30 protein-coding genes and 1 riboswitch are annotated in these 26,314 nt (G+C 64.4%); of the genes, 27 read left to right on the forward strand and 3 right to left on the reverse strand.

Annotation, left to right across the window (positions count from 1 at the left end; translation table 11 throughout):
* The first annotated feature begins 178 nt into the window (after positions 1 to 178).
* Positions 179 to 2,215, forward strand: coding sequence for a conjugal transfer protein TraG (locus I9P22_RS03065; RefSeq protein WP_199257925.1), 2,037 nt, complete (start codon positions 179 to 181; stop codon positions 2,213 to 2,215).
* 207 nt (positions 2,216 to 2,422) lie between these two features.
* Here I9P22_RS03065 and I9P22_RS03070 read toward each other — a convergent pair whose 3' ends face one another.
* Both I9P22_RS03070 and I9P22_RS03075 read right to left on the reverse strand, forming a co-directional pair.
* The gene (locus I9P22_RS03070) at positions 2,423 to 3,382 is read right to left on the reverse strand and encodes an arsenic resistance protein (protein WP_199257926.1); all 960 of its coding nucleotides are present in this window, start codon (positions 3,380 to 3,382) and stop codon (positions 2,423 to 2,425) included.
* Positions 3,383 to 3,450: 68 nt separating this feature from the next.
* A complete protein-coding gene (locus tag I9P22_RS03075; RefSeq protein ID WP_199257927.1) occupies positions 3,451 to 3,927 on the reverse strand; it encodes a MerR family transcriptional regulator in 477 nt (158 codons plus the stop codon).
* A gap of 117 nt (positions 3,928 to 4,044) precedes the next feature.
* Between I9P22_RS03075 and I9P22_RS03080 the strand changes: the two genes are divergently transcribed.
* A complete protein-coding gene (locus I9P22_RS03080) occupies positions 4,045 to 4,416 on the forward strand; it encodes a hypothetical protein (RefSeq protein WP_199257928.1) in 372 nt (123 codons plus the stop codon).
* Complete coding sequence (locus tag I9P22_RS03085) at positions 4,413 to 4,769, forward strand: hypothetical protein (protein ID WP_199257929.1); 357 nt, start codon at positions 4,413 to 4,415, stop codon at positions 4,767 to 4,769. The genes I9P22_RS03080 and I9P22_RS03085 overlap by 4 nt, the downstream gene beginning before the upstream one ends.
* Positions 4,770 to 4,801: 32 nt before the next feature.
* On the opposite strand, the gene I9P22_RS03090 is transcribed toward I9P22_RS03085, so the two are convergent.
* A complete protein-coding gene (locus I9P22_RS03090; RefSeq protein WP_199257930.1) occupies positions 4,802 to 5,266 on the reverse strand; it encodes a hypothetical protein in 465 nt (154 codons plus the stop codon).
* Positions 5,267 to 5,729: 463 nt separating this feature from the next.
* On the opposite strand from I9P22_RS03090, the gene I9P22_RS03095 reads away from it, so the two are divergent.
* The 24 genes from I9P22_RS03095 to I9P22_RS03210 form a co-directional block, all read left to right on the forward strand.
* Complete coding sequence (locus tag I9P22_RS03095; RefSeq protein ID WP_199257931.1) at positions 5,730 to 6,272, forward strand: Chromate resistance protein ChrB; 543 nt, start codon at positions 5,730 to 5,732, stop codon at positions 6,270 to 6,272.
* 27 nt (positions 6,273 to 6,299) lie between these two features.
* A riboswitch (Fluoride riboswitch) is annotated at positions 6,300 to 6,362 on the forward strand.
* A gap of 86 nt (positions 6,363 to 6,448) precedes the next feature.
* A complete protein-coding gene (locus tag I9P22_RS03100; RefSeq protein ID WP_199257932.1) occupies positions 6,449 to 7,198 on the forward strand; it encodes a COG4280 domain-containing protein in 750 nt (249 codons plus the stop codon).
* Complete coding sequence (locus I9P22_RS24480) at positions 7,195 to 7,626, forward strand: DUF1127 domain-containing protein (protein ID WP_233253168.1); 432 nt, start codon at positions 7,195 to 7,197, stop codon at positions 7,624 to 7,626. The genes I9P22_RS03100 and I9P22_RS24480 overlap by 4 nt, the downstream gene beginning before the upstream one ends.
* The gene (crcB, locus tag I9P22_RS03110; protein WP_199257933.1) at positions 7,626 to 9,278 is read left to right on the forward strand and encodes a fluoride efflux transporter CrcB; all 1,653 of its coding nucleotides are present in this window, start codon (positions 7,626 to 7,628) and stop codon (positions 9,276 to 9,278) included. Before I9P22_RS24480 ends, crcB begins: the two co-directional genes overlap by 1 nt.
* A gap of 151 nt (positions 9,279 to 9,429) precedes the next feature.
* Positions 9,430 to 9,840: a CrcB family protein gene (locus I9P22_RS03115; RefSeq protein WP_332908992.1), complete on the forward strand. Its 411-nt coding sequence runs from the start codon at positions 9,430 to 9,432 to the stop codon at positions 9,838 to 9,840.
* A gap of 2 nt (positions 9,841 to 9,842) precedes the next feature.
* On the forward strand, positions 9,843 to 10,184 hold the full coding sequence (locus I9P22_RS03120) for a DUF190 domain-containing protein (RefSeq protein ID WP_199257935.1): 342 nt from the start codon (positions 9,843 to 9,845) through the stop codon (positions 10,182 to 10,184).
* A gap of 171 nt (positions 10,185 to 10,355) precedes the next feature.
* Complete coding sequence (locus tag I9P22_RS03125; RefSeq protein ID WP_199257936.1) at positions 10,356 to 10,757, forward strand: ribbon-helix-helix domain-containing protein; 402 nt, start codon at positions 10,356 to 10,358, stop codon at positions 10,755 to 10,757.
* Positions 10,758 to 10,786: 29 nt separating this feature from the next.
* Positions 10,787 to 11,719 carry a P-type conjugative transfer ATPase TrbB gene (gene trbB / locus I9P22_RS03130; RefSeq protein ID WP_199257955.1) on the forward strand — a complete coding sequence of 311 codons (933 nt, stop codon included), beginning with the start codon at positions 10,787 to 10,789 and terminating at the stop codon, positions 11,717 to 11,719.
* An 11-nt stretch (positions 11,720 to 11,730) separates the two neighbouring features.
* Entirely contained in the window at positions 11,731 to 12,039 is a 309-nt protein-coding gene (locus I9P22_RS03135) for a TrbC/VirB2 family protein (RefSeq protein WP_085126703.1), read from the forward strand.
* A complete protein-coding gene (locus I9P22_RS03140; RefSeq protein WP_182161194.1) occupies positions 12,039 to 12,308 on the forward strand; it encodes a VirB3 family type IV secretion system protein in 270 nt (89 codons plus the stop codon). The genes I9P22_RS03135 and I9P22_RS03140 overlap by 1 nt, the downstream gene beginning before the upstream one ends.
* Positions 12,302 to 14,767, forward strand: a complete 2,466-nt coding sequence (trbE, locus tag I9P22_RS03145; RefSeq protein ID WP_199257938.1) for a conjugal transfer protein TrbE — start codon at positions 12,302 to 12,304, stop codon at positions 14,765 to 14,767. The genes I9P22_RS03140 and trbE overlap by 7 nt, the downstream gene beginning before the upstream one ends.
* Positions 14,764 to 15,477 carry a P-type conjugative transfer protein TrbJ gene (trbJ, locus tag I9P22_RS03150; RefSeq protein ID WP_199257939.1) on the forward strand — a complete coding sequence of 238 codons (714 nt, stop codon included), beginning with the start codon at positions 14,764 to 14,766 and terminating at the stop codon, positions 15,475 to 15,477. The genes trbE and trbJ overlap by 4 nt, the downstream gene beginning before the upstream one ends.
* A 21-nt stretch (positions 15,478 to 15,498) precedes the next feature.
* Positions 15,499 to 16,842, forward strand: coding sequence for a P-type conjugative transfer protein TrbL (trbL, locus tag I9P22_RS03155; RefSeq protein ID WP_199257940.1), 1,344 nt, complete (start codon positions 15,499 to 15,501; stop codon positions 16,840 to 16,842).
* A 3-nt stretch (positions 16,843 to 16,845) separates the two neighbouring features.
* Complete coding sequence (gene trbF, locus I9P22_RS03160; RefSeq protein WP_199257941.1) at positions 16,846 to 17,565, forward strand: conjugal transfer protein TrbF; 720 nt, start codon at positions 16,846 to 16,848, stop codon at positions 17,563 to 17,565.
* Complete coding sequence (gene trbG / locus I9P22_RS03165; protein ID WP_199257942.1) at positions 17,562 to 18,560, forward strand: P-type conjugative transfer protein TrbG; 999 nt, start codon at positions 17,562 to 17,564, stop codon at positions 18,558 to 18,560. The genes trbF and trbG overlap by 4 nt, the downstream gene beginning before the upstream one ends.
* 11 nt (positions 18,561 to 18,571) lie before the next feature.
* Complete coding sequence (locus tag I9P22_RS03170) at positions 18,572 to 19,792, forward strand: TrbI/VirB10 family protein (RefSeq protein ID WP_199257943.1); 1,221 nt, start codon at positions 18,572 to 18,574, stop codon at positions 19,790 to 19,792.
* 11 nt (positions 19,793 to 19,803) lie between these two features.
* The gene (locus tag I9P22_RS03175; protein WP_199257944.1) at positions 19,804 to 20,127 is read left to right on the forward strand and encodes a DUF2274 domain-containing protein; all 324 of its coding nucleotides are present in this window, start codon (positions 19,804 to 19,806) and stop codon (positions 20,125 to 20,127) included.
* Between the two features lie 3 nt (positions 20,128 to 20,130).
* Positions 20,131 to 20,445 carry a DUF736 domain-containing protein gene (locus tag I9P22_RS03180; protein WP_021226024.1) on the forward strand — a complete coding sequence of 105 codons (315 nt, stop codon included), beginning with the start codon at positions 20,131 to 20,133 and terminating at the stop codon, positions 20,443 to 20,445.
* A 4-nt stretch (positions 20,446 to 20,449) separates the two neighbouring features.
* On the forward strand, positions 20,450 to 21,169 hold the full coding sequence (locus I9P22_RS03185; protein ID WP_199257945.1) for a type IV toxin-antitoxin system AbiEi family antitoxin domain-containing protein: 720 nt from the start codon (positions 20,450 to 20,452) through the stop codon (positions 21,167 to 21,169).
* Positions 21,166 to 22,086, forward strand: a complete 921-nt coding sequence (locus tag I9P22_RS03190; protein ID WP_199257946.1) for a nucleotidyl transferase AbiEii/AbiGii toxin family protein — start codon at positions 21,166 to 21,168, stop codon at positions 22,084 to 22,086. Before I9P22_RS03185 ends, I9P22_RS03190 begins: the two co-directional genes overlap by 4 nt.
* A 160-nt stretch (positions 22,087 to 22,246) precedes the next feature.
* On the forward strand, positions 22,247 to 23,371 hold the full coding sequence (locus I9P22_RS03195; protein ID WP_199257947.1) for a three-Cys-motif partner protein TcmP: 1,125 nt from the start codon (positions 22,247 to 22,249) through the stop codon (positions 23,369 to 23,371).
* Positions 23,361 to 24,155 (forward strand): DUF5131 family protein, encoded by a 795-nt coding sequence (locus I9P22_RS03200; RefSeq protein WP_199257948.1) that lies wholly within the window; start codon positions 23,361 to 23,363, stop codon positions 24,153 to 24,155. Before I9P22_RS03195 ends, I9P22_RS03200 begins: the two co-directional genes overlap by 11 nt.
* Positions 24,156 to 24,268: 113 nt before the next feature.
* Positions 24,269 to 24,463, forward strand: a complete 195-nt coding sequence (locus I9P22_RS03205) for a hypothetical protein (RefSeq protein ID WP_199257949.1) — start codon at positions 24,269 to 24,271, stop codon at positions 24,461 to 24,463.
* A 62-nt stretch (positions 24,464 to 24,525) separates the two neighbouring features.
* Positions 24,526 to 26,314 (forward strand): recombinase family protein (locus I9P22_RS03210; RefSeq protein WP_199257950.1); only part of this gene is annotated, 1,789 nt, incomplete at its 3' end.

A 26,314-nucleotide genomic window follows, 5' to 3' on the forward strand; every position in this document is an offset into this window, starting at 1 on the left:
TTTAGACGAATTGGGAAATCATTAACCGTTGCGTTCTGCGCACACTTCCAAAATGCGCGCTGTAGTCATGCTTGCATTTTGGGTACTGAGCGCATTCCAGCGTATATGATGGTCATAGGCGTTTTCAGCCTTCCGCGCGATGCTCGTTCCGTTTGCCCTACAGAACGGACCGACGCCCATGACCCCGACCAAACTACTGATCGGCCAGATCACCATCGTCTTCGCCATCGTCATTCTGGGCGTGTGGACGGCGACACAGTGGTGCGCGGACATGCTGGGCTATCAGGCGCAGCTTGGCCGCCCTTGGTTCGTCCTCATCGGCTGGCCGGTCTATGAGCCGTGGAAGCTTTTCGACTGGTGGTACCACTACGAAGCCTATGCGCCGGAGGTGTTCGACAAGGCCGGAATGCTGGCGGCGGGCAGCGGCTTCATGGGCTGTGCGGCGGCGATTATCGGCTCGTTGTGGCGGGCACGGCAGAGCCGGCTTGTCACCACTTATGGGTCGTCGCGCTGGGCCGTGAAGAGGGATATCCAGAAAGCGGGACTGTTTCGTCCCGCGGGCGTGTTTCTCGGCCGGCTGAAGGACCAATACCTGCGCCATGACGGACCGGAGCATGTCATGGCCTTCGCGCCGACGCGATCCGGCAAGGGCGTCGGCCTCGTCGTGCCCACGCTGCTCACCTGGACCGGCTCGGCGGTGATCCACGACATCAAGGGCGAAAACTGGCAGCTGACCGCGGGCTGGCGGTCGAAATTCTCGCACTGCCTGCTGTTCAACCCGACCGACCCGCGCTCGGCCCGCTACAATCCGTTGCTGGAGGTGCGCAAGGGGCCGGACGAGGTGCGCGACGTCCAGAACATCGCCGATATCCTGGTCGATCCCGAGGGCGCGCTCGAACGCCGGAACCATTGGGAAAAGACCAGTCACGCCTTGCTGGTCGGCGCCATCCTGCACGTGCTCTATGCCGAGGAGGAGAAGACGCTGGCGCGCGTCGCCACCTTCCTTTCCGATCCGCGCCGGTCCTTCGCCGCGACGCTGCGGCGCATGATGGCGACCAACCATCTCGGCACGCCGGAGAATCCGAAGGTCCATCCGGTCGTGGCCTCGGCCGCGCGGGAGGTGCTGAACAAGTCGGAGAACGAGCGCTCGGGTGTGCTCTCCACCGCCATGTCATTTCTCGGTCTCTATCGTGACCCCACCGTCGCAGCGACGACTGCGGCCTGCGACTGGCGCATCGCCGACCTGATGGATGCGGAATATCCGGTGTCGCTCTATCTGGTGATCCCACCTTCCGACATCTCGCGCACCAAGCCGCTGGTGCGGTTGGTCTTGAACCAGATCGGCCGACGGCTGACCGAACGGCTGGAGGGCGATCCGAAGAAAAGCCGAAAGCATCAGCTCCTCATGATGCTCGATGAGTTTCCCGCGCTGGGACGGCTCGATTTCTTCGAGACAGCGCTCGCCTTCATGGCGGGTTACGGCATCCGCGCCTATCTCATCGCGCAGTCCTTGAACCAGATTTCCAAGGCATATGGCGAGAACAACGCCATTCTCGACAACTGCCATGTCCGCATCGCCTTTTCCTCCAACGACGAGCGGACAGCGAAGCGCATCTCCGACGCGCTGGGAACGGCGACCGAACTGCGCGCCCAGCGCAACTATGCCGGCCACCGGCTGGCGCCGTGGCTCAGCCACGTCATGGTCAGCCGGCAGGAGACGGCGCGTCCATTGCTTACGCCCGGCGAGGTGATGCAATTGCCGTCCGCGGACGAACTGGTGCTGGTCTCCGGCCTGCCACCGATCCGGGCGAAGAAGCTCCGCTATTACGAAGATCGGAACTTCACGCAGCGTGTTCTGTCGGCCCCACATCTTTCCGAAGGCGGCTACGAGGACAAACCGGCACCGCGCCCCGACGACTGGAGCGGCCAGGTGCGCGATACCGACGACCGCCTGATGCCTTCCGACGAAGGTGGCACCCGGCAGGGTTCCCTTGTCGAGGAAGGCGGGCTTCAGCAGCAGCGCCATCCGGGCTTGGCGGAGGAAGAGGTCGCGAAGCCCGTCGAGCCGGGGCAGCCGGATCTTCCGGGGCTCGATGCAAACGAGTCGGATGTCGTCGCCGACAAGCGCGCCCTGGATCGGCTGTCGAAGCCGGCGCGCGTCTATGGCGTCAACGAAGCGATGGGGCCGGAGAAAGATATCCTCGAAGGATTTTGAAAGTGAGCATTACACATTCGTCGCTTCCTGCCCGTCGAGATCCTCGCCTCAGGCACCGCCGCCTCTCAATTGGCGAACAGAGAGAGCCCAGATACTTCAGCCGTTTGTATCGCTTTAACCCTATTACGGAAATCTGCCCATCAAGCCGACCTGCCGTTCCTGAGCCCAAACAGACGATCTTGCGTTCCGGAACAGAATCCTCTCAGCCTAATGAGGCGGCGATAGTCGCGGGATCCATCGCACATAGACAAGCTCGCTGATGAGCTCGACCATAGTCTGGGTGACGACGACGGCGGGTACAAGCGGCAACCCGTCCGGAACCGCGAAGGCAAGCGGGAGGATCACAAGCGAGTTGCGCGTGGCAGCGCTGAACGCCACGGCCCGCGTGCCGCCAGCGTCGAGGCGGCTGGCGCGCGCCACGATCCAGCCGAGTACCGGCGCCACGACGGCATAGGTCAGGTAGAGCGGCGCCGCAGTCAGCGCCGCACCCGCAGCCTCTCCTATCCGGGGCATGACGGCAGCCAGGACAAGGAAGAGGACGACGGCTGTCGCCGGCACCGGCAGCAGGCCAAGCGCCGTCGATGCGCGCTTGCCGTTTGCCGCGCGAGCCGCACAGAACTGAAACGCGGCCGCGAGCAGCAGCGGCACGGCGATCAGCCATAAGAATGCGTGGATGAAGGGCTCCAGATGGACGAGGCCCGAGGCGTCGCGGCCGAGCAACACGCGCAGATAGACGGGTAGTAGCGCCATCTGCAGCAGCAGCAGCGCCGGGGTCGCTGCCAGCAGCAGCCTGGCGTCGCCGCGCCCGAGATGGGTGAAGGTCACCACATAGTCGACGCAGGGTGTCAGCAGCACGAAAAGCACCGCTAGCCGCAGCATCGGTTCATCGGGAAGCAACTGGACCAGGAGCGCCGTGAACGCCGGCATGACAACGAAATTGGTCGCGAGCAGCGCGCCGAGGAAGCGCATGTTGCGCAGCGCCGACCCGAGTTCCGCCAAGGGAACCTGAAGGAAGGTGACGAACAGCATGAACGCCAGGGCAGGATTGATCGCAGCTTCGAGCGCGCCCGCCTTCGGAACACCGAAACCGACCAAGGCCCCAACGGCGATCGCCGCTAAATAGATCGCGATCTGGCGCTCCTCAAGAACCTTCCGAACCGGCTCCACTCATGCCTCCTGCCTTGCCGGCTCGATCCCGACGATGCTTGCTGTCACGCCCGTCCTTCCATGCCAGGTCAGGAACCGTCCGCATGCCGCCGGCCTTTTCCCCGCCGTGTCGCGCCGGCGACCTTCGCTCGGCCGGACGGCTTGGCGAGGTCCTCCAGTATGGTGCAGTCGGGACCGGGACCGCCGGCACAGGCGGTCTCGCAGCTCACCACGAAGCCTGCAATGCTCCGTTCCAGCGCCTTCAGCTCGCGCAGCTTCGCACGCACGGCCACCAGATGCTCTCGTGCCAGATCGCGCGCTTCCAGGCAGGAGCGATCCGGATCCTGGGCCAGCATCACCAGCGAGCGCACCTGTTCGATTGGAAAGCCGAACTCGCGGCAGCGCCGGATCAACGTCAGCCGCTTCACGTCCTCATCGGAATAGCGGCGCTGACCGCCGTCCTGGCGGTCGGCGCGTGGTAGCAGGCCGATTTCCTCGTAGTAGCGAATCGTCGGCGCATTCGTGCCGGTGCGCTCGGCGAGGGCTCCAATCTTCAATGCGGGCATGACCGTCCTCCTTGCAGGTGGCCTCTTGAACTTCAAGTTACTTGAAGTCCTATCTTTACACCAGACATTGCCGATGAGCCCTCGACGTCTCACGGCTCAACCCGATGGAGGGAAGCCATGGACGGAACATCGTCTGAAGCCGCGCCGATCGCCTGCACGCTCGAGGTCGGCGATTTCAAGGATCGCCTTGCCTGGATCGCCAATCTCAACCGGGACGCCCTTCTCGGTTCGCGGCGCGATGATCTGCGGCTCGAGCTCACCTATGCCCCGCATGCCCTGAAGGACGTGCGTGAAATGGTGCACCGCGAGCAACGGTGCTGCGCATTTTTGAGTTTCGATCTTCTGGTTGAAGATGATGTCATCCGGCTGGTCGTGACGGCGCCGGAAGAGGCACGCGAGGCCGCTGAGCTCGTGTTCGAACCCTTTCAGTCGAAGGAACTCATCACCTCGTCCACGTCCTGCGGCTGCGACTCTGGATACGCCCAGTGAGCGAAAGGACCACCCGCGACGGCAAGGCCGTTGGCGTGACCGCGGCGGCTGTCTCGATGACGGCCGCGGCTTGTGCCGTGTGCTGCGTGCTCCCGTTCGCCCTGCCGGCGGCCGCGCTCGCCTCCTTCGGCGGCATCATCGCCTGGCTGGCCGGCGCTTACCCCTGGGTTACGGTCATCGGCGTGCTAGCGGTCGTCGCGGCATGGCTCTGGGTCGTGCTCGGATCCTACAAATCCAGAGCCAAGCCAGCCGGGACCACGATCGCCGTCATGCTGGTAGCAACGACGATGCTGGGCCTCGCACTCCTGTGGCCCAGGCTGGAGCCGACCGTGATCGCGTTTCTGTTGGGGTAGCTCTTTTTCAACATCAGCCTCGTGGTGAGAGCCTATGCCCCGCGAGACGCCCTGAATGTCGTCGCCGGCAGGTACCTGTCGAGCGCCCACAGGAGCAGTCCGAACAGCAAGTGGGGCACGAATGACGCTGCGATCAACCTGGGACTGACGGAAAGGCCGGCGAGGCCCCATCCGACGATGGGGAAGAACACGACGAGGATCACCAGCCAGAGAACGGCAGCCAGCGCGAGTGCGGTCCAGAGGTTCCGCCTGGGAAAGTACCTGACAAAGACGACCGCCCAGAACGTCACGTAGACGGTGTGGAACAGCAGGCCGACCGGCAGCGGGAGGGGGCGCGCGAGCACAGTCTCGGCAAAGGCAAGGGATGGCGGCTTGGGGAAGGGCGACAAGCCTGCGGCAGTCAGCCCAAGCATGATCACCGCGGTGACGATTGAAACCAGGACACCGATCCCCATCGCCCGGAGCCAGGAGCGGCCGTCGCGTCGAACGTCTGTCATCGCCATCTTCCTCAAGTCAGAACCCGCAGAGCAGTCACCGCCACCAGCGGGAGGGGCCGTTCCTGCCAAGTGGCCAGGAATGCTGTCCGGTTCAGCGCGGCGATCCAGACAAGGCGTTCCTCGAATGCCCTGTCCACACTAGAGGCAGGGGCCGCGTTTGCCGGATCCGCCAAGCCCGTGACAAACCTCCTTGGGTTTACGGCCCAGGTCATAAGTTACATCTTCAAGTCACTTGAGGTTCAACCCCCATCGCGTGAGACGCAGAAGGGCACTTTGTCGGCTCCGCCGGGCCGGCGACCAGCGCTGCTACGGCTGTAAAGAACAGCGGCGCTTGAACTGCTTTATCCGGCAGTCCTGCGAATTCGGCACCTGTTGTCATCGGAGGCAAAAGTGCACCGGAGCGGTGCGGGAAGAACGGCGTTATCGTTTGACATGTTACGACGGTTACATTATGTACGTAGCCATGCCTGAAGTCGTTTGGCTGCTGCTCACCTACAAGGTGCCGCCCGAACCGGCCGCCCGGCGGATCGCCGTCTGGCGGCGCCTGAAGGGCATGGGGGCGGTGTACCTGCAGAACGGGGTCTGCCTGCTGCCCAAGACGGACGACCATGTGCGGCGCCTGAAGATGCTGGAGAACGACGTGGCCGAGGCCAAGGGCGAGAGCGTGATCCTGGAGACCGTCGCCCTCGACAAGGGGCAGGAGGAAAAGGTCATCGCCCGCTTCAAGGCCGACCGCGACGACGCCTACGAGGAGTTCATCGACAAGTGCGACGACTTCGAACACGAGGTCGCCAAGGAGGTGGAGGCTAATCACTTCACCTACGCAGAGCTGGAGGAGAACGACGTCGACCTGAAGAAGCTGCAGGGCTGGCTGGCCAAGATCCGCAAGCTCGACTTCTACGGCGCCTCCCGGGCCGCCGAGGCGGAGGAGCGCCTCAAGGGCTGCGAGGCCGTGCTCGACGCCTATGCCAAGCGCGTCTTCGAGGCGCACGAAGAAAACGGCTGAAGGAGAGAAGGACGGTACGGCAAGCCCGCTGACGATGGGGATGGGGTTCCCCCGATAACCGCCGAAGAGGCTGATGACTCCTACCGGGCGTCTTGGGACGCAGGTAGGAGCTTTTTGCCCGCACTGCTTCCCGGTTGTCCGGCCTGATCGGAACTTGAAATGGGAAGGAGTAACGGATGTTCACCTGGTCTACTGCCGCGCCGGCCATCAGTGCGGCCTTCCTCGCCTCCCTGGTGGAGGTCGTCGAAGCCTTCACCATCGTGCTTGCCGTCGCCACGCTGCGCGGCTGGCGCCCCGCCGCACTCGGCACCGCCGGCGCGCTTTCGGTGCTCGGCGCCATCGTCCTCACCCTCGGGCCCTTGCTCGATCGCGTGCCGCTGCACCTTCTGCAGCTGGTCGTCGGCGTCCTGCTGCTGCTCTTCGGCATCGGCTGGCTGCGCAAGGCGGCCCTCAGGGCGGCCGGCGTCGTCCCCCTGCACGACGAGGACGCGGTCTTCGCTGCCGAGACTGCCCACCTCGGCGAAGAGGCGAGGCGCCGCAGCACGTCGCTTGACTGGATCGCCGGCATCACCGCCTTCAAGGCGGTCCTTCTGGAAGGGCTTGAGGTCGTCTTCATCGTCATCGCCGTCGGCGCCGGGCGCGGCCTTCTTGTGCCGGCCAGCCTCGGCGCGCTGGCCGCCTGCGCGTTCGTCCTCCTGGTCGGTGCCATTGTTCACCGTCCGCTCTCACGCGTTCCCGAGAACACGCTGAAGTTCGGCGTCGGGGTCATGCTCTCGGCCTTCGGTGTGTTCTGGACGGGCGAAGGCCTCGGTGTCGAATGGCCGGGACACGATCTCGCCCTCTTCGTCTTTGCCATCCTTTTCCTGGGCACCGGCCTGCTGGCGGCATCGATCGCTCGGCGCCCCTTCGAGGCGGCAGTGAAATGACCATTCTCAAAGACGTTCTCGCCGAGCTCGTCGGTATGTTCATCGGCGACGCCAGACTCTCAGCCGCAATTCTCGCGGTAGTCGCCGTCGCGGTGGCCCTGATCGATCTCGCTCAGGTCGAGCCCCTGATCGGCGGTGGCGTGCTGCTTGTCGGCAGCCTCGCGGTCGTGCCTATCGCCGCCCGCCTGGCCGCCCGGCCCAAGGCTACGAGCGTGGCGACGACTGATGGTACGCCCGGACATCCGGAGGCGGCCGGCACCGAACACCGTCTGGTCGTGATGCGGCGCGACGGCTTGCTCGGTCGAGCCGCGATGTGGTTCAGGCGATTGCACCAGCGTCGCAGTCTGAAGGAACTCGACGATCGATTGCTCGACGATATTGGCGTCAGCAGGGAGGCGGCGGAGACCGAGAGTCGGAGACTCGACTGATGGGGGATCTGGCTGGCTTGCTCGCCTGGGTGGCGGCCGGCAGCGCCTTGGGCGGTGTCGCCCGCTTCTTCGTCTCCGGCCTGGTGGCACGGGGCTTCGGCGAGACGTTCCCCTGGGGGACTATGATCGTGAACGTCAGCGGCTGCTTTGCAATCGGTGCGCTGGCAGCCGTCACCCGGCGCGAGGGGCTGCTCGCGTCGCCCGAAGCCTGGGCGCTGGCGGTGACCGGCTTCCTCGGGAGCTACACGACGGTTTCCTCTTTCAGCCTTCAAACGCTCGCCCTTGCACGCGAAGGCGAATGGCTGCGGGCGATCGGCAACATCGTGTTGTCGCTCGCCCTTTGCCTTGGCGCCGCGGCGCTGGGCTTGGCGGCGGGACTTGCCTTGACCGGAGAAACGAGTAGCGGAGGCCTGCCCTCCTTGATCGATCAGCATGAAGTCCTCGTCCTCACCGTCTTCTTCGGGGTCTACCTCGGCATGGCGGTGGGGCGTTGGCCGAAGCTCGCGCTCGACCGCACCGGCATTGCGCTTTGCGGCGCAATCGTGCTGCTGTTCTTCGACGAAAAGACAGGCGCATCCGCCGCCGGCATCGACACCGCCACCCTGGCGGTGCTGTTCGGCCTCATGGTGCTTTCGGCCCAGTTTGCCGCCTGCGGTATCTACGAGTGGTGCGCCCAGCGCCTTGCCGCCGCGGTTGCCTCGCCCGCCGTTGTCCTTGCCCTGGTGGTGGCGGTGACCGGTGCCCTATCCAGCCTCCTGGCCAACGACATCGTCGTCTTTGCCATGACGCCGGTCCTCTGCCAGGGCCTCACCCGCGCCGGCCGCGACCCGCGCCCTTACCTGCTGGCCCACGCCGGCGCCGCCAACGTCGGCTCGGCGGCAACGCTGGTCGGCAACCCGCAGAACATCCTGATCGGCGAGCACGGCAGCCTCGGGTTCTGGCACTACCTTGCCTTCGCCGCCCCTCTGGCGGTCGTGGGCCTCGCCGTCGTCTACCTGGTGGTGCTGGCTGTCTGGCGCCGCCAGCTCGGCGAGGCCGCCACTCCGGCGGCCAATGCATCCGCCCCTCAGGAGATCCGCCTCGACCGGGCACTGCTGGTGAAGGGTCTCCTCGCCACCCTCCTGCTGCTGGCGCTCTACACCACCGCGCTGCCACGCTGGCAGTCCACCCTGCTGGTCGCCGGCATTCTGCTGGTCAGCCGCCGGCTTTCCACCCGCGAGATGCTGGCCGCGGTGGACTGGCACCTGCTGGTGCTTTTCGGCGGACTCTTCGTGGTGACCGGCGCGCTCAGCGGCACGGCCTTCAATGCCCAAGCCGTCGATCTGTTGCAGGCAATCGGATTCTCTTTCGAGGACCCCCTGCTGCTGGGCGCCACCGCCCTTATCGGCAGCAATACCGTCGGCAATGTGCCGCTGGTGATCTTGCTGCTCTCGGCGCTGCCTGGCCTTTCGACGGAGGCGCTCTACGCCCTGGCGGTACTGTCCACCTTTGCCGGCAACCTCCTGCTCATCGGCAGCCTTGCCAACCTCATTATGGTGGAGCGCGCGCGGCATGAGGGCATTGCCGTCAGCTTCGGCGACCACCTGCGGACCGGCGTGCCGATGACTTTGGCCACCCTGGCGCTGGCGTATGGCTGGTTTCAGGTGACGTGATGTCAGCAACTCGAAACTCTTGCAGCGGAGTCGGTTCTGCGGGGGCGGTCGGCAGGAAGCCCTTGAATCCACGCGGCAACAGGTGCGAGACCCGATGAACGATAGGCATTCGTCAGCGAAGCGAAGAACGCACTACCGCCGATGGCGAGGGGTGCGCGACCGGCTGCTGCTTTACCTAACCGTCGCACTGGGCACAGCGGTGGGCGGCGTCGTGCGGGCGCTGGCCTCCCACGCGGCAATCGCCCATTTCGGGGCAGGCTTTCCCTGGGGCACCCTGGCGGTGAACGTGGCCGGCTCCATTCTTATCGGCCTGTATGCCGGGCTCACCGAGCCGGGCGGGCGCGTCTTCGCCGGTGCGCGCCAGCGTCACTTCGTGATGACCGGCATCTGCGGCGGCTTCACCACCTTCTCGGTGTTCAGCCTGGAGACCCTGCGTTTCGCCGTAGAGGGGCTCTATTGGCTGGCGGCGGGCTACGTCGCCTTTTCACTCGTCACTTGGCTTGCCGCAGCCTGGCTCGGCCACGCATGGGCGACGCGTATCAACAAACTAGGAGGAGCATGATTATGGAAATTCCCAAGGAGGCGGTTCTGCTTCGCGTTTTCATCGGCGAGGATGATCGCGACGGCAACCGCCCATTATACGAGGCGATTGTCCTGAAGGCGCGAGAGTTGCACCTGGCCGGCGCCACTGTGCTGCGCGGCGCCATGGGATTTGGCCACTCGAGCCGCCTGCACACGACGAAGATCCTGCGGCTGTCCGAAGACCTGCCTCTGGTCATCGAGATCGTCGACAGCGAAGAGAAGATCGACGCCTTTCTGCCGACCTTGGACAGCCTGATGACGAGCGGCTTGGTGACGCTGGAGAAGGTCAAGGTCCTGCAGTACGGCCCGCCGGCTAAGAGCTGAGCTGTGCTGGAGTCATAGGAAAAAGGCACGCGTTAGAAGCGACCCAGTATACCCAACGCGCGCAAGCATCCGCATGTGATCGCATTCCGTCGTACATAAAGGCCGTAAGAGAATCCGGCGCATCCGGCGATCCTTGTCCTGACTTTTTCAAGACCGTCAGGGCAAGACTGCATGAAGCCGCGTCACAACATCTACATCGACGAGGAGACGAGCGCCGAGCTCGAAGCGCTGGCGGCCAAGCCCGGCGCCTCCAAATCCGCGATCATCACCGACGCGATCCGCCATTACATCCGGCACCGCGGCGCTCATGCGCTCGATGAGGCGCTGAGGATCCGCCTCGATCGGCTGACGCGCGAGAACAACCTGATCCGGCGCGACATCGATGTGCTGACCGAGAGCCTCGCCTTCTTCGTGCGGCTCTACCTCACCTTCAACGCGCACACGCCGATCCCGGACAAGGCGACACAGGCGGTCGCGCAGGAACGCTACCAGAAATTCGTCGAGCAGGTCGGCCGCCAGATTGCGGGCGGCAAGCGCTCGCTCGGCACCAGGGACGGGGAAGAAAACCCATGAGCACGACTGCCGAAGAACGCCGGCGCGCCATGCTGAAGACGGCCATGGGGCCGGCAGTCAACGAGGCTCTCGGCGACCCCGCCGTCATCGAGGTGATGGTCAACCCCGACGGCAGGCTCTGGATCGACAGGCTCGGCGAGGGGCGAAGCGACGCCGGCCTGCGTGTTCACCCCTCCGAAACCGAGCGGATCATCCGCCTGGTGGCCTCCCATGTCCGCACCGAGGTGCATGCGGACAATCCCATCGTCAGCGCCGAACTGCCGTCGGGCGAGCGCTTCGAGGGCGTGCTGCCCCCGGTCGCATTGGCGCCGTGCTTCGCCATCCGCAAGCCCGCCGCGAAGATCTTCACCCTGACTGATTACGTCCGCACCCAGATCATGATCCCGATCCAAGCCGAAGCCCTTAGGCAGGCGGTGCGGGAGCGGAAGAACATACTGGTCGCGGGTGGAACCTCCTCAGGCAAGACCACGCTTGCCAATGCGCTGCTTGCCGAGATCGCTAACTGCGACGAGCGGGTGATCCTCATCGAGGATACGCGCGAGCTGCAATGCGCGGCGAAGGATTGTGTGGCGCTGCGCACACGGCCGGGCGTCGTATCTCTGGCCGATCTCGTACGCTCGACCCTGCGCCTGCGCCCCGACCGCATCATTGTCGGCGAGGTGCGGGGCGCCGAAGCGCTCGACATGCTCAAGGCCTGGAACACCGGCCATCCCGGCGGCATCGCGACCGTGCATGCCAATTCCGCCCATGCCGCCCTCTACCGGATCGAGCAACTCGTCCAGGAGAGCGTCACCGTCATCCCGCGTCGCCTGATCGCGGAGGCGATCGATCTCGTGGTGTTCATCGCCGGGCGCGGCTCATCCCGCCGCATCGAGACCATCGCCGAAGTCACCGGTCTCGACGCCAACGGCGATTACGCGGTGACCACGCTTTCCATGCCCCAACTGCAATCGCTCTCATGAAAGGACATCGCATGCGCAAAAAGCTCCGATTTCTGTCGGCTACCGCCCTCACGTTTCTGCTCACGGCCCCGGCCTATGCGGCGGGCTCCGGCATGCCGTGGGAAGAACCGCTCCAGCGCATCCTGGAATCGGTTCAGGGGCCGGTGGCCAAGATCGTCGCGGTGATCATCATCATAATCACCGGCCTGACGCTCGCCTTCGGCGAGACCTCGGGCGGCTTCCGGCGGCTGATCCAAATCGTCTTCGGCCTTAGCATCGCCTTCGCGGCGTCAAGCTTTTTCCTCTCCTTCTTCTCCTTCGGCGGCGGGGCGCTCGTCTGATGGATGCTGCTCGCCACATCGAGGGCTTCGAAATCCCGGTCCATCGCGCGCTGACCGAGCCGATCCTGCTCGGCGGCGCGCCGCGCGCCGTCGCCATCCTCAACGGCACGCTGGCGGCTGCCATCGGCCTCGGTCTCCAGCAGTGGATCGCCGGGCTCGGCCTGTTCGTCGCCGGGCATACGCTCAGCGTTTTTGCGGCCCGGCGCGATCCGGACTTCCTGTCCGTGCTCGCCCGCCACCTGCGTCAACGGGGGTGGTGGCGATGCTGAACCTGGCCGAATATCGCAATCGGGCCGACCGGCTTGCCGATCTGCTGCCCTGGGCGGCGCTGGTCGCGCCCGGCATCGTCCTCAACAAGGACGGCAGTTTCCAGCGCACCTTCCGCTTTCGCGGCCCCGATCTCGAAAGCGCGACGGAGGCGGAACTCGTCGGCCTTTGCGCGCGCGCCAACAATGCGCTGAAGCGCCTCGGCTCCGGCTGGGCGCTGTTCTTCGAGGCGGAGCGGCTCGAGGCGCAGGATTATCCGCAATCTGACTTCCCGGATGCCGCCTCATGGCTCGTCGATGAGGAACGCCGCGCGGCCTTTGAAGAGGGACGGCAGGGCCGCCACTTCGAGAGCCGCTACCATCTCACTCTTCTCTATATGTCGCCGCCGGACGCACAGGCGCGCACCGAGAATGCGCTGCTGGATTCCGGCCGGAAGGGGGAAGGGGACGGCGGCGCCCGGAACTGGCGGCAGGAACTGGTCCGGTTCCGGGACGAGACCGAGCGGGTTCTGGACTTGCTTAGCGGCTTCCTGCCCGAGATCCGCGCCCTCGACGACGCCGAGACGCTGACCTTCCTGCACGGGGTCATTTCGACGAAACGCCATCTCGTCACCGTGCCCGAAACGCCGATGTATCTCGACGGCGTGCTGGTCGATACGCCCTTGACCGGCGGCCTGGAGCCGATGCTGGGTGACCAGCATATCCGCACTCTGACCATCCTCGGTTTTCCGAACGCGACCCGCCCCGGCATCCTCGATGCGCTGAACCATCAGGATTTTGCCTATCGCTGGGTTACGCGCTTCTTGCCCCTCGACAAGACCGCGGCGACCAAGGTGCTCACGCGCCTGCGCCGGCAATGGTTCGCAAAGCGCAAGTCGATCACCGACATCCTGCGTGAGGTGCTGACCAATGAGGCGGCTCCTCTCGTGGACAGCGACGCCGACAACAAGGCGCTCGATGCAGACGCCGCTTTGCAGGCGCTCGGCAGTGATCATGTCGGTTTCGGTTATCTGACGACGACCATCACCGTCTGGGACGAGGACCGGGAGGCCGCGGAGGAAAAGGTCCGCGCCGTCGAGCGCATCGTCAACGGCCTCGGCTTCACCTGCATTCGGGAAACGGTGAATGCCGTCGAAGCCTGGCTCGGTTCGCTGCCGGGTCATGTCTACTCCAATGTCCGCCAGCCGCTCGTCCACACGCTGAACCTCGCCCATCTCATGCCGCTCTCGGCGGTCTGGGCCGGACCGGCGCGCAACGCCCATCTCGACGGCCCGCCGCTTCTCCATGCGGAAACCTCCGGCTCCACGCCGTTCCGCCTCTCAACCCATGTGGGCGATGTGGGCCACATGCTGATCGTCGGGCCGACCGGCGCCGGCAAATCGGTGCTCCTGTCGCTGATCGCCATGCAGTTCCGGCGCTATGCCGATGCTCAGGTCTATATCTTCGACAAGGGCAATTCCGCGCGTGCCGCCGTGCTTGCCATGGGTGGGGAGCACCATGCGCTCGGCGCCGCCCCTGATGACATCACGAATTCGCTCGCCTTCCAGCCCCTTCGCAATATCGACGATCCCGCGACGCGAAGCTGGGCGGCCGAGTGGATCGGCTCACTGCTCGCCCATGAAAAGGTCACCGTCACCCCGGAAGTGAAGGAGGCCGTCTGGTCGGCGCTCACCAACCTCGCCACCGCGCCTGCCGAGGAGCGCACGCTCACCGGCCTGTCCGTCCTCGTCCAGGCGAATGCCCTCAAGGCTGCGCTCCAGCCCTATACGCTCGACGGCCCCTTCGGCCGGCTGCTCGACGCCGCCGACGATCGGCTGGCGCTCTCCGACGTCCAATGTTTCGAGACCGAGGAGCTGATGCACGAGGCCGGCGTCGTCCTGCCGGTGCTGACCTACCTTTTCCACCGGCTGGAGGAACGGTTCGACGGGCGGCCCACGCTGCTCATCCTCGACGAAGCCTGGGTCTATCTCGACAATCCGCTTTTCGCCGCCCGCATCCGCGAATGGCTGAAGGTCCTGCGCAAGAAGAACGTGTCGGTGATCTTCGCGACGCAGTCGCTGGCGGACGTGGCCGACAGCTCCATCGCGCCCGCCATCATCGAGTCCTGCCCGCAGCGCATTTTCCTTCCCAATGACCGGGCGGTCGAGCCGCAGGCGCGGGCGGCTTATGAGCGCTTCGGTCTCAACGGTCGGCAGATCGAACTGATCGCGCAGGCAACGCCGAAACGGCACTACTACCTGCAATCGCGCCGCGGCAACCGGCTGTTCGAGCTGGGCCTCGGTCCCGTGGCGCTGGCGCTCTGCGGCGCCTCCGATCCGGCCTCCCAGACCCTCATCGACACCATCCTCGCCGAGCACGGCCCGGAGGCCTTCGTGGCCGAGTTCCTTAACGCCCGCGGGCTCGGCTGGGCCTCCGACCTCATCAACCAGCTTGCCGACACACGGAAGGAGCACACCCCATGAAACGCATGTCTCTCGCGGCGCTCGTCGCCGCATCTCTCGCTATCGGCTTGCCGCAGGCGGGCCATGCCGCCTGGCCAGTCTTCGATGCCACGAACTACGGTCAGAATGTCCTGCAGGCGGCGCGTGCGCTGGAGCAGATCAACAACCAGATTCAGCAGCTCCAGAACCAGGCGGTCATGTTGCAGAACATGGCAAGGAACCTTCAGCGGCTGGATTTCTCCTCGCTCGGACAACTCCAGGGGGCGCTGAACCGTATCGACGGGCTGATGATGCAGGTCGACGGCCTCAGCTTCGACCTCGCTAGCCTCGAAGGCCAGTGGCGGCAGCAATATCCAAGCTCGTACGATGCCACGGTCAGCACCAGCGATATCGCCACTGCCGCGCGCGAGCGCTGGCAGAGTGCCATGAACGCTTTCCGCCAAACCATGCGGGTGCAATCGCAGATCGTCGAGAACGTGCGCGTCGACGAAGGGCTACTCACCGATCTCGTCAATCGGAGCCATGGCGCCGTCGGGGCGCTGCAGGCGCAGCAGGCCGCGAATCAGCTCATTGCGCTTTCGGCCAAGCAGCAGATGCAGATCCAGACGCTGATGGCCGCCCATTACCGCGCCGAGGCAGAAGACGCCGCGCGCAAGGCGCAGGCGGAGGAAGCGGCGCGCGAGACAACGCGCAGGTTCCTCGGTTCCGGCTCCGCCTATTCTGGGAACTGACCGGCAGGGAGGCGACGCGCGATGAATGATCTCGGCATCATCGACCGGTTCATGGAGACCTTCAGCCGCTACATCGACAGCGGCTTCGGACTCTTGTCGGGTGACGTCGCCTTCCTCACCACCATCCTGATCGGCATCGACATCACGCTGGCAGGCCTGTTCTGGGCTCTGGGCGGCGAGGACAACATCATCGGGCGCCTGATCCGGAAGGTGCTCTATGTCGGCGTCTTCGCGCTGATCCTCAACAACTTCCAGAACCTTGCCGAGATCATCTACAGGTCCTTCTCCGGTCTCGGCATCCAGGCCGCGCCCGGCACGCTCGCCGCCGACGATCTGCTCAAACCTGGCACGATCGCCGCCACCGGTTATGAGGCGGCGTATCCGCTCATCGATCAGGTCGGCAATCTCGTCGGCTTTCCGGAAATCTTCGGCAACGCGCTCACTGTCTTCGTCCTGCTGCTGGCCTGGTTCCTGGTCCTCATCGCCTTCTTCATTCTGGCGATCCAGCTCTTCATCACGGTGCTCGAGTTCAAACTGACGACGCTCGCGGGCTTCGTGCTGGTGCCCTTCGCGCTCTGGAACAAGACGTCGTTCCTGGCCGAACGGGTTCTCGGCAACGTGATTGCCTCCGGCATCAAAGTGATGGTGCTCGCCGTCATCGTCGGCATCGGCTCGACGCTGTTCGCCTCCTTCGCGGGAGGTCTTCAGGGGCAGGAACCGGACCTTGCCGCCGCCATGTCGCAGGTGCTGGGCGCACTCGCCTTGCTCGGTCTCGGTATCTTCGGCCCCGGCATCGCTTCGGGTCTTGTTTCCGGCGCGCCACAGCTCGGCGCCGGTGCCGCCCTCGGCGCGACCGGTGCTGCGGTGGGCGCGACCATGCTCGCCGGCGGGGCGGCGCTTGCCGGCGCGCGCATGGCTGCTGGCGGCGGTCTAGCCGCCATCCGCGCGGGCACGGCGATGGGGTCTGCCGCTTCTTCCGCCTACCGACTGGGACAGGCGACCTCCGGGACGTCCGGCATGTCGGGCGTCGCGGCCGGCGTCGGTGGCATGGCGCGCGCTGCTGGCGGAGCTGCCACAAACGCCGCGCGCCAAGTCGCGGGTCGCGCCACCGCCTCTCTGAAGCAAAGCGCCGATGCCGGACGCCGTGGCGCCTGGACGGCAACCGGCGGCACGCCGACCGCCTCCATGTCGGAGGCAAACGCCGCATCGGCGGGCATCCCCTCCAGTTCCCCGCCCGAGTGGGCGAACCGCCTGCGCTCCGAACAGGCGGCCCGCGCCCATCGGCAGACCGCCACCCAAGCCATCAAGGACGGCGACCGGCCCGGCAACGGCGCCAATCCCTCCCTCAATGACAAGGACGACTGACCCATGCTGTTCAAGCGACCGATCCAGCGATATGGCACGACGCCAGAGCCCGTTACTCCCTATCAGAAGGCTGCGCAGCTCTGGGACGAGCGCATCGGCTCCGCCCGCGTCCAGGCGAGAAACTGGCGGCTCATGGCCTTCGGCTGCCTGGCGCTTTCAGTCGGTCTATCCGGCGGTTTGCTCTGGCAGTCGCTGCAAAGCCGGGTCGCGCCCTATGTGGTCGAGGTCGACAAGTTCGGCGAGGCGCGTGCCGTCGCGCCGGCGATCCAGAACTACCAGCCGGCCGACGCCCAGATCGCCTGGCACCTCGCCCGCTTCATCACGAACGTCCGTTCGGTTTCCACCGATCCGGTGCTGGTGCGCCAGAACTGGCTGTCCGCCTACGATTTCGCGACCGACCGCGCGGCGCTGTTCCTGAACGACCACGCCAAGAAAAATGATCCCTTCAGCGCCATCGGCACCCGCAGCGTCTCGGTCCAGGTGACGAGCGTGGTGCGGGCCTCCGACGCCTCCTTCCAGGTCAAGTGGACTGAGCAGGTCTTTGAGCGCGGCAGCCTCGCTCGAACCGAACGCTGGACCGCGATCCTGACGGTCGTGATCCAGCCCCCGCGCACCGCCGAGCAGCTTCGCAAGAACCCTCTCGGCGTCTTCGTCAACGCCATCGACTGGTCGCGCGAGCTCGACGCCGCCGCGCCTTCATTGCCCAAGGAGTCCGTAGAATGAGAAGTCTGTTCGTCATATCCGTTTCGGCGCTGGCCTTGTCCGCTTGCGCCACAAAGCCTTTGCCGTCGGCGATCAGCTACGACTCCGACGATTTCAAGCCGGCCGTCATCGACCAGGAACCGGCCAAGCCGGTGGAGATCGTCGAGGTGCCGAAGGTTCTGCCATTGCCGGGCCAGCTTCAGCCAGAGCCCGGCGAGGTGACCGAGGACAAACGTCCGCCGACCCAACGGGTCGAGGACGCCAACAAGGCGGCGACGCAGGAGCCGACGAAATACGGCTATGTCAAGGCCATCCAAGTCTATCCCTATGCGGAAGGGGCGCTCTATCGCCTCTATGCGGCGCCCGAGCGGGTGAGCGACATTGCCCTGCAGCCCGGCGAGAAGCTGACCTCGGTTTCCGCCGGCGATACCGTGCGTTGGGTGATCGGCGATACGGTGAGCGGCACGGGCGACAGCGAGCGCATCCACGTGCTGGTCAAGCCCTTCGCGCCGGGTCTCAAGACCAATCTCGTCATCACCACCGACCGGCGCGCCTATCACCTCCAGCTCGAAAGCACCGAGAGGACCGCCATGGCGGCGATCTCCTGGACCTATCCGTCCGACCAGATCACGGCGCTCCGCCGCCAGAACGCGGCCGCCCAGGCCGCACTGCCGGTCGCCTCGAATGTGGCGTTGGAGAACATCCGCTTCCGCTATGCCATCACCGGCGACAATCCACCCTGGAAGCCGCTGCGCGCCTTCGACGACGGCCACAAGGTCTATATCGAGTTCCCCCGCCGCATCGACCAGGGCGAGGCGCCGCCGCTCTTCGTCGTCGGCGCCGACGGTGGCAACGAACTCGCCAACTACCGTATGCGCGGCAATTACTACATCGTCGACCGCCTCTTCGCCGCCGCCGAGCTGCGCCTCGGCGCCAAGCCGCAGCAGGTCGTGCGGATTTCCCGGACCGACGGGACGCCGCGGCGCACCGCGCTGTTCCCGGGCACGGACCGGTAGGGGGAGGGGCTATGACGGATTCCGCCGCACCCACGCCGCAACCCGCCGGCTCGTCCAAGCGCGATCCCGGCAAGCTGGACCTGCGCGCCGCGCCCCGCCGTGTCGTGCGGTTCAAGCGCGGCCTTGTCATTGGCGCGGCCGCGCTCGGCTCCGGCGCCATCCTCGGCGTTACCATGATGGCGTTGCAAGGCCCGGCCCTGCGCATCCAGGACCAGGCCGAGGAGCTCTACAACACCGAGCGCAAGCCGACCCCGGATGGCCTTGCCGCGCTGCCCGGCGATTACAGCCAGGTCCGTCCCCAGACACCTGAATTAGGTCCACCGCTGCCGGGTGATCTCGGACGACCGATCCTCGAACACCAACGGCAGCTTGGGATCGCGCCGGGAGGGCCGGAATTGTCGGCCGAGGAGCAGCGGCGCGCCCAGCAGGCCATCCAGGCGAAGGAGGCCGGCGTCTTCTTCCGTATCGAGAACCGGCCGCGGCAGGACACGCCGGCAGTGACGGGCCAGTCCCAGCAAACGGCTGCCAGGGAAACTGTTTCGCCCGATGCTGACCGCCTGACGCTCGACCCGGAGCGCGACCAGAACAACCAGCAGCGGAAGCTCGACTTCCTGAATCAGCGCGACACCGGCGGTATCTATAACCCGCACGCCCTGCAGACGCCGGTCTCGCCCTATCAGGTGATGGCCGGCAGTGTGATCGCCGCGAGCCTGATCACCGGGATCAATTCCGACCTGCCGGGCCTCGTCGTCGCCCAGGTCACCGAGAACGTCTACGACACGGTGACCGGCAGCACGTTGCTCATCCCGCAGGGCTCTCGCCTTATCGGCACCTATGACAGCGTGATTGCCTTCGGCCAGTCCCGCGCGCTGCTTGTCTGGCAGCGCATCATCCTGCCCGACGGCTCCTCCATCGAGATCGACAATGTGCCAGCCACCGACACGGCCGGCTATGCCGGGCTCGAGGACGAGGTCGACTACCACACCTGGCCGCTCATCAAGGGCATCGCGCTCGCCACCCTGCTCGGCGTGGGCACGGAACTGAGCCTGGGTAGCGACGAGAGCGATCTGGTCCGGGCCATCCGCGAGTCCACCCAACAGAACGTCAACCGGGCCGGCCAGCGCATCACCGAGAAGAACCTGAACATCCAGCCGACCATCACCGTCCGTCCCGGCTGGCCGCTCAGGGTCATCGTCCACAGGGATCTCGTATTGCGCCGCTACCAGGGCTGAAAGGATCGATCATGGCCAATCTGAAACTCGGAAAACTGCCCGACCGCACGCCGGCGAAGATCACCATCACGGTGGGCGCTGACCTCAACCAGGCGCTCCGGGATTATGCGACCCTCTATCGCGCCACCTACGGCGAGGCCGAATCCGTCACCGAGCTCATTCCCTTCATGCTGGAGGCCTTCCTCGACAGCGACCGCGCCTTTGCCAAGGCGCGCAAGGAGGGGTTGCCGGATACGGACACCGACAAACCAGCCCGCCGCACCCGCTCACTCCGCGCGGGCGATACCGCAGCGGCGTCGCCCGCTGTTTCATCCACATCGCAATTCCAGGAGTGACCCATGCAAATCGGCGCCTTCACTTTGTCCAATGACGGCGGCTGGACCGGCTCCATCCGCACCCTCACCATCGACGCCAAGGTCCGGCTCGTCCCCAATGACGACCGGACCCATGACAACGCCCCGGCATTCCGCGTCCTCGTTGGCAACGCCCGCATCGGTGACGCCTGGGATGCCCGGACAACGGGCGATCACCCGAAATACTATCTCCGCGTCCGTCTCGACGACCCGAGCCTTCCCGAGCCCTTCACCGCCGCCCTGTTCCCCTCCGAGGAGGGGGATCGGGCGCAGCTCGTCTGGAACAGGCGGCGGGAGTAGCAGTATGAGCGCCATACTCGTGGTCGAGCTGTTTAGTTCCGGTTGCAGGGGATCAAGGGGCGTGATACAAAGTCTCGGCATTTATGTGTTATTGCCGAGCATACGGAATATGGCAGGAACGGCTCAAGGAACGCTGAAGGATCGTGCGATCACCGTCGCCAGGGAGCGCGGTATCGCGCGCGCGCGCGATTTCGATGCGGCGGGCATTCCGCGCGCCTACCTGCGGAGGCTGCAAGACGAGGGGCTTCTGGTGCGTATGGGGCGCGGCCTCTATCAGCTTGCCGATGCGGAATGGTCCGAGTCCCACAGCCTTGCCGAAGCCGCTCGGGCTGTGCCCCACGGTGTTATCTGCCTGCTCTCCGCGCTTAGATTCCACGAACTCACCACGCAACTGCCACATCAGGTGTGGATGCTGATCGGTCACAAGAAGTGGGCGCCCAAGAATCCTCCGGTATCACTACGCATCATCCGCGCCACCGGCGACGCCCTCACCGCCGGGGTGGAGCGGCACACAATCGAGCAGGTGGAAGTACCTATCACCAATCCCGCCAAGACGGTCGCCGACTGTTTCAAATACCGCAGCCAAGTCGGTCTCGATGTGGCCATCGAAGCGCTGAGAGACTGTCTCCGAAGCCGCCGCGCGACGGTCGATGACATTTGGCATTTTGCCGCCATCGACCGCGTACAGAACGTGATGCGGCCCTATATCGAGGCCACGGTATGACCCCGAAACCTCCACTCAAAAACGTCGGCGCCTCGGTCCGGGCACGGCTCACCCGGCGCGCAAGCGAGCGCAAGGAAAACGTCCAGCTTGCGCTCACCCGTTTTGCCATCGAGCGGCTTCTCTATCGGCTGAGTCTGTCGCCCCACAGGGATCAATTCGCGCTGAAGGGCGCCATGCTGTTCAGCCTCTGGACGCCCACGCCCTATCGGGCAACTGGCGATCTCGATCTTCTAGGATACGGCGACGCGGCGCCGGAGCGGATCGCTGCGGTCTTCCGCGAAATTTGTGGGATCGACGTCGAGGACGATGGAGTGGTCTTCAAGCCGGATACCCTGCGGGCCGAGCCGGCTCGGGCTGAAGACGAATATAGCGGCGTCCGGATCACCATGACCGCCGAGATCGCCGGCGCGCGCCTGCCCATCCAGATCGACATCGGATTTGGCGATGCGGTGATCCCGGCCGTGCAGGACATAGACTATCCCTCGCTGCTCGATATGCCGGCGCCCCGGCTGCAAGCCTACCCGCCCGAGACGGTCGTAGCCGAGAAATTCCAGGCGCTGGTCGCGCTCGGCATGCTCAACAGCCGCATGAAGGATTTCTTCGACCTCTGGGCGATCTCGGAGACGTTTTCCTTCAACGGACCGGTCCTCGCGCAAGCTATCGCCGCGACCTTCGATCGCCGCCGCACGGACATCCCCACGGATATGCCCATCGCCCTGACGCCGGCCTTTGCCGAAGACGCCGCGAAGCAGGCGCAGTGGCAGGGATTCCTGCGCCGGACCGCGATCGCCATGGCCCCTGGTCCCTTTGCCGAGTTGCAGGCCAGGGTGGCCGCGTTCGTTCTACCGCCCGCCCATGCTCTTGTGGCTGGCAAGACCTTCGACGGGAAATGGAGCGCGGGTGGCCCGTGGAAATGAGGCGCCATGCTGGCCCGCAAGACCGCGTTGAGGATGCCTCATATGGCTTGCGGTTCTCAGCTGCTGCTCATTCCACGCCTACAGATGTTGAAATTGTTCTCTTTTTGTTCCATTCTGCCGTAACGCCGGGGCGACAGCAAGGGGAGGTTGGTCGCAGATGATGGCAAAGAAATTCTTCGAGGAACGCTCGGACCAGTCCGAGGTAAAGGCGCGAATTGTCACGAAATATTTCTTCGCTTGGGCGCGAGTGATAACGCCGACCGCCGCCAAGCATGGCGGTAAAATCGCTTACATCGACCTTTATGCGGGGCCTGGGCGCTACAGGGATGGTGCCGCATCGACACCTCTTCTCGTCCTTCAGACTGCGCTCGACGACGCCCGTATGGCGCAAATGCTCGTCTCCTACTTTAACGACGCCAGGAACGAGAATACGGCAACCCTTCAAGAGGAGATAAACAAGCTGCCGGGTATCGAGAAGTTCACATACAAGCCGATCGTCACCTGCGGCGAGGTCGATGATGAAGCTGCCCGGTACTTCAACGAAACAAAACTCATTCCTTCCTTCTCGTTCATCGACCCGTTCGGATACAAGGGGCTTTCTCTGAACATCATCAAGGGCGTGATCAAAGATTGGGGGTGCGACTGCGTTTTCTTCTTCAACTACAATCGCATTAATGCGGGCATCGGCAACCAGTTCGTAGCCCAGCATATGGACGACCTCTTCGGCCGGCAGCGGGCCGAAGCACTGCGCAAGCGGCTGCCAGGGCTGAGCCCTGAGCTGCGCGAGGCGGCGATCCTTGAGGAGCTAGCGAACGAAATAAAGCGGCTTGGCGGTACGTACGTCCTTCCGTTCACATTCAAGAATGCAGCAGGAACTCGGACATCGCATAAGCTGATTTTCGTTTCAAAGCATTTCCGCGGATATTCCATAATGAAAAGTATCATGGCTGGAGAAAGCTCCACCCATGATGAAGGTGTTCCGTCACTCACATATTCGCCAGCGGATGCGTCGATGCCGCTGCTGTTCTCGCTGGCCCAGCCCCTCAGTAAACTCAAGGAGAATCTCCTCGCTACCTTTGCAGGGCGGGAGGTGAATTTCACTCAGATCTATGAAACACACAGCGTTGATACGCCTTATATTGACAAAAACTATCGCGAAATACTGAAACGGCTTGAAAATGAAGGGGTTATCAACGTGCGCTCGACAAAGGGCAAGCGCCGCGCCGGAACCTTCGCCGATCATGTGCTGATCAAATTCCCCGGGGGAGGGCATATTGGCCACTAACTCGTCAATCGAATGGACGGAATCGACCTGGAATCCGGTTGTCGGCTGCACGGTCATCTCGCCGGGATGCACCAACTGCTACGCCATGAGGCTGGCTCGGCGTTTGGAGGCAATGGGGCAGCCGAAGTACGCGGGTACGACCCGCATGTCCGGCGGTAAGCCCAAGTGGAACGGTGTGGTTCGTGTCGATGAGGACAGCCTGAAGCTCCCGGCCACTTGGAAAACGGGGAGAATGATCTTCGTCAATTCGATGTCGGATTTGTTTCATGAAGATGTGCCGCTGAAGTTCATCCAACGAGTGTTCGCTACAATGCAGGAGACTCCCCAACACACTTACCAGATCCTGACGAAGCGAGCTGAGAGGCTGGAGGAATTATCCAATGCTCTTACCTGGCCGCGGAACGTCTGGATGGGCGTCAGCGTCGAGAATGCTGACTATCAGTTTCGCATCGATCACCTACGAAGGACAGGCGCGGCCGTTAGATTTCTGAGTCTCGAACCCCTGCTTGGATCACTGGATGATCTTGATCTAGAGCGCGTCGACTGGGTGATTGCTGGCGGTGAGAGCGGGCCGGGGGCGCGCCCAATAGAGCCGGACTGGGTGCGGTCGATTCGTGACCAGTGCATCCAAGCCGGAGTTGCTTTCCACTTCAAGCAATGGGGCGGCGTGAACAAGAAGAAGACTGGCCGGATGCTTGACGGAAGAACCTGGGACCAGTTTCCGATACCTGCGGGATCGAGAGTCGATGCTGCGGACTCCCAGATGTCGGTGGGCATCCTTTGAGCGACATGCAAGTCGGCATGAACGCATGATGAGCGTACATAAGGGCCATAAGAGTAATCCGCGCCTCGGGTGATCCTTTTCCAGTGTGTACCAATACTGGAAAGGTTCGACCCATGAAGGAGAAGGAGGACCAGGCGGCCGCGGTCATCCCGCCCCCGGCGAACGATAACGGCCCCGAGCAAGGGGCCGCGCAAGAAGCGGAGCGGCACCTGGATACCATTGCGCGAGCCATCGGCCGCCATATTGCTCGCGAACACATCAGGGCCTGGGAGCGGGAGCGGCGGAAGCGGGCGGCCAACGACAACTGACCAAAGGAAGAGGGGCGGGAACCGGACGGGTGAAATCCGCCCTTGAGAGAAAGGAAAGTCTTATGACCCGCGTTGCGCTATACGCCCGCTATTCCTCGGACAATCAGAGCGTTTCCTCCATCGAGGACCAGTTCCGCATTTGCCGGGATCAGGCGGCGCGGGAGAAGTGGAAAGTGGTGGGGGTCTACAAGGACGCCGCCATTTCGGGCGCAAGCGTCACCTTGCGGCCGGGTATTCAGGCGCTCTTGCAGGACGCGCAGGCGGGCAAATTCGAGATCGTGCTGGCGGAAGCGCTGGACCGCATCAGCCGCGACCAGGCCGATGTCGCCATCCTCTACAAGCATTTCAAATTCGCGGGCGTGACGCTCGTGACGCTTGCCGAGGGCGAGATCTCGGAGCTGCATGTCGGTCTCAAGGGCACGATGAACGCCCTGTTCCTGAAAGACCTCGCCGCCAAGACCCACCGCGGTCTGCGCGGCCGCGTCGAGAAGGGAAAGGCGGGCGGCGGCCTCTGCTACGGCTATGACGTCGTGAAGCGGCTCAACGGCGATGGCGAGCAGGTGCGCGGCGAACGGAAGATCAACGAGGCCGAGGCCGAGATCGTCCGCCGCATCTTTCGCGAATTCGCCGCCGGCAAGAGCCCCAAGGCCATCGCCGCCGATCTCAACCGCGACGGTATTCCCGGTCCCAATGGCAAGGCTTGGGGAGACACCACCATTCGCGGCCATGTCTGCCGGGGCACCGGCATCGTCAACAACGAGCTCTATGCCGGTGTGCTGGTCTGGAACCGGCTCCGCTACATCAAGAACCCGGCGACGGGAAAGCGCGTCTCGCGCGTCAACCCGGAGGCCGAATGGATCAGGACCGAGGTGCAGGAACTGCGCATCGTCGACGAAGACCTGTGGCAGGCGGCGCGGCGGCGGCAGGAGGAGATTTCCAGGCAGTTCGAGAATGTCACCAAAGGCGTGCGCGCTTATCGTGCCAAGCACGTCAACGAGCTGCGCCGCCCCGCCTTTCTGTTCTCCGGCCTACTCAAATGCGGCTGCTGCGGCGGCAATTACGGCATCATCACCCGTGACCGCTATGGCTGTCTCAATCGTTATCGGCGGGGTACCTGCGACAACGGCCATACCATCCGTCGCGATGACATCGAGCAGCGTATTCTGTCCGGGCTTAGAGAGCGGTTGGTTTCGGCCGACCGGGTCGCCAAGGCCGTTCGTGCCTATGCCGAAGCGCTCAATAGTCAGAACCGTGAACGCCGGGCGCAGGCAGAGCTTGACCGCAAAGCGCTGGAGAAGATCGAACGCGGCATCGCCGGCATCATGGCAGCGATCGAGGACGGCATGTATCAGCCGGCCATGAAGGATCGGATGGAGGAGCTGGAACGCCAGAAGGCGGATGTCCTGGCGCGCATGGAACAGGCGCCCGAGGACGTTCCGGACATCCACCCCAACATCGCCGAAATCTACGAGGCCAAGGTGACGCAGTTAAGCGAGGCTCTGGCCGATCCCGAACTGCACGATCAGGCGGCCGAGGCGTTTCGCGCGCTGGTGGACGAAGTGGTGCTTGAGCCCGGCGACAAGCGCGGCGAGGTCAACGCCACCTTACGCGGCGAGGTGATGAACATCCTCGACATCGTTTCCGGGCGCAAAATCCGAAACCGGCCTCAAGTTATAACAAAAGACGTTGCGGGCCCCCGCAACCATCTTTACTTGCGACCCCGTAGCGCCCGCTGCGGGGTTTTTGCTTTGCGTGGAAATTTCAAGGATTCCAGCGAGATCGCCCTGAACGTCGATCTCCACCTTGCCGTCGACCGGCGTCAGCACGATCTGATCCACGAGCGAGCGCAGC

The organism is Paracoccus binzhouensis, from assembly GCF_016446475.1.
Classification (GTDB): domain Bacteria; phylum Pseudomonadota; class Alphaproteobacteria; order Rhodobacterales; family Rhodobacteraceae; genus Paracoccus; species Paracoccus binzhouensis.

Excerpts from the sequence above, each read along its gene's own strand:
- trbF (WP_199257941.1), top strand. The coding sequence starts at position 16,846 with ATGCTGTTCAAGCGACCGATCCAGCGATATGGCACGACGCCAGAGCCC.
- trbB (WP_199257955.1), top strand. The coding sequence starts at position 10,787 with ATGCTGAAGACGGCCATGGGGCCGGCAGTCAACGAGGCTCTCGGCGAC.
- trbL (WP_199257940.1), top strand. The coding sequence starts at position 15,499 with ATGAATGATCTCGGCATCATCGACCGGTTCATGGAGACCTTCAGCCGC.
- I9P22_RS03190 (WP_199257946.1), top strand. The coding sequence starts at position 21,166 with ATGACCCCGAAACCTCCACTCAAAAACGTCGGCGCCTCGGTCCGGGCA.
- I9P22_RS03080 (WP_199257928.1), top strand. The coding sequence starts at position 4,045 with ATGGACGGAACATCGTCTGAAGCCGCGCCGATCGCCTGCACGCTCGAG.
- I9P22_RS03170 (WP_199257943.1), top strand. The coding sequence starts at position 18,572 with ATGACGGATTCCGCCGCACCCACGCCGCAACCCGCCGGCTCGTCCAAG.
- I9P22_RS24480 (WP_233253168.1), top strand. The coding sequence starts at position 7,195 with ATGACCATTCTCAAAGACGTTCTCGCCGAGCTCGTCGGTATGTTCATC.
- I9P22_RS03140 (WP_182161194.1), top strand. The coding sequence starts at position 12,039 with ATGGATGCTGCTCGCCACATCGAGGGCTTCGAAATCCCGGTCCATCGC.
- I9P22_RS03195 (WP_199257947.1), top strand. The coding sequence starts at position 22,247 with ATGGCAAAGAAATTCTTCGAGGAACGCTCGGACCAGTCCGAGGTAAAG.
- I9P22_RS03095 (WP_199257931.1), top strand. The coding sequence starts at position 5,730 with ATGCCTGAAGTCGTTTGGCTGCTGCTCACCTACAAGGTGCCGCCCGAA.
- trbG (WP_199257942.1), top strand. The coding sequence starts at position 17,562 with ATGAGAAGTCTGTTCGTCATATCCGTTTCGGCGCTGGCCTTGTCCGCT.
- I9P22_RS03120 (WP_199257935.1), top strand. The coding sequence starts at position 9,843 with ATGGAAATTCCCAAGGAGGCGGTTCTGCTTCGCGTTTTCATCGGCGAG.
- crcB (WP_199257933.1), top strand. The coding sequence starts at position 7,626 with ATGGGGGATCTGGCTGGCTTGCTCGCCTGGGTGGCGGCCGGCAGCGCC.
- I9P22_RS03075 (WP_199257927.1), bottom strand. The coding sequence starts at position 3,927 with ATGCCCGCATTGAAGATTGGAGCCCTCGCCGAGCGCACCGGCACGAAT.
- I9P22_RS03180 (WP_021226024.1), top strand. The coding sequence starts at position 20,131 with ATGCAAATCGGCGCCTTCACTTTGTCCAATGACGGCGGCTGGACCGGC.
- I9P22_RS03205 (WP_199257949.1), top strand. The coding sequence starts at position 24,269 with ATGAAGGAGAAGGAGGACCAGGCGGCCGCGGTCATCCCGCCCCCGGCG.
- I9P22_RS03090 (WP_199257930.1), bottom strand. The coding sequence starts at position 5,266 with ATGACAGACGTTCGACGCGACGGCCGCTCCTGGCTCCGGGCGATGGGG.
- I9P22_RS03135 (WP_085126703.1), top strand. The coding sequence starts at position 11,731 with ATGCGCAAAAAGCTCCGATTTCTGTCGGCTACCGCCCTCACGTTTCTG.
- I9P22_RS03175 (WP_199257944.1), top strand. The coding sequence starts at position 19,804 with ATGGCCAATCTGAAACTCGGAAAACTGCCCGACCGCACGCCGGCGAAG.
- I9P22_RS03185 (WP_199257945.1), top strand. The coding sequence starts at position 20,450 with ATGAGCGCCATACTCGTGGTCGAGCTGTTTAGTTCCGGTTGCAGGGGA.
- I9P22_RS03100 (WP_199257932.1), top strand. The coding sequence starts at position 6,449 with ATGTTCACCTGGTCTACTGCCGCGCCGGCCATCAGTGCGGCCTTCCTC.
- I9P22_RS03065 (WP_199257925.1), top strand. The coding sequence starts at position 179 with ATGACCCCGACCAAACTACTGATCGGCCAGATCACCATCGTCTTCGCC.
- trbJ (WP_199257939.1), top strand. The coding sequence starts at position 14,764 with ATGAAACGCATGTCTCTCGCGGCGCTCGTCGCCGCATCTCTCGCTATC.
- I9P22_RS03125 (WP_199257936.1), top strand. The coding sequence starts at position 10,356 with ATGAAGCCGCGTCACAACATCTACATCGACGAGGAGACGAGCGCCGAG.
- trbE (WP_199257938.1), top strand. The coding sequence starts at position 12,302 with ATGCTGAACCTGGCCGAATATCGCAATCGGGCCGACCGGCTTGCCGAT.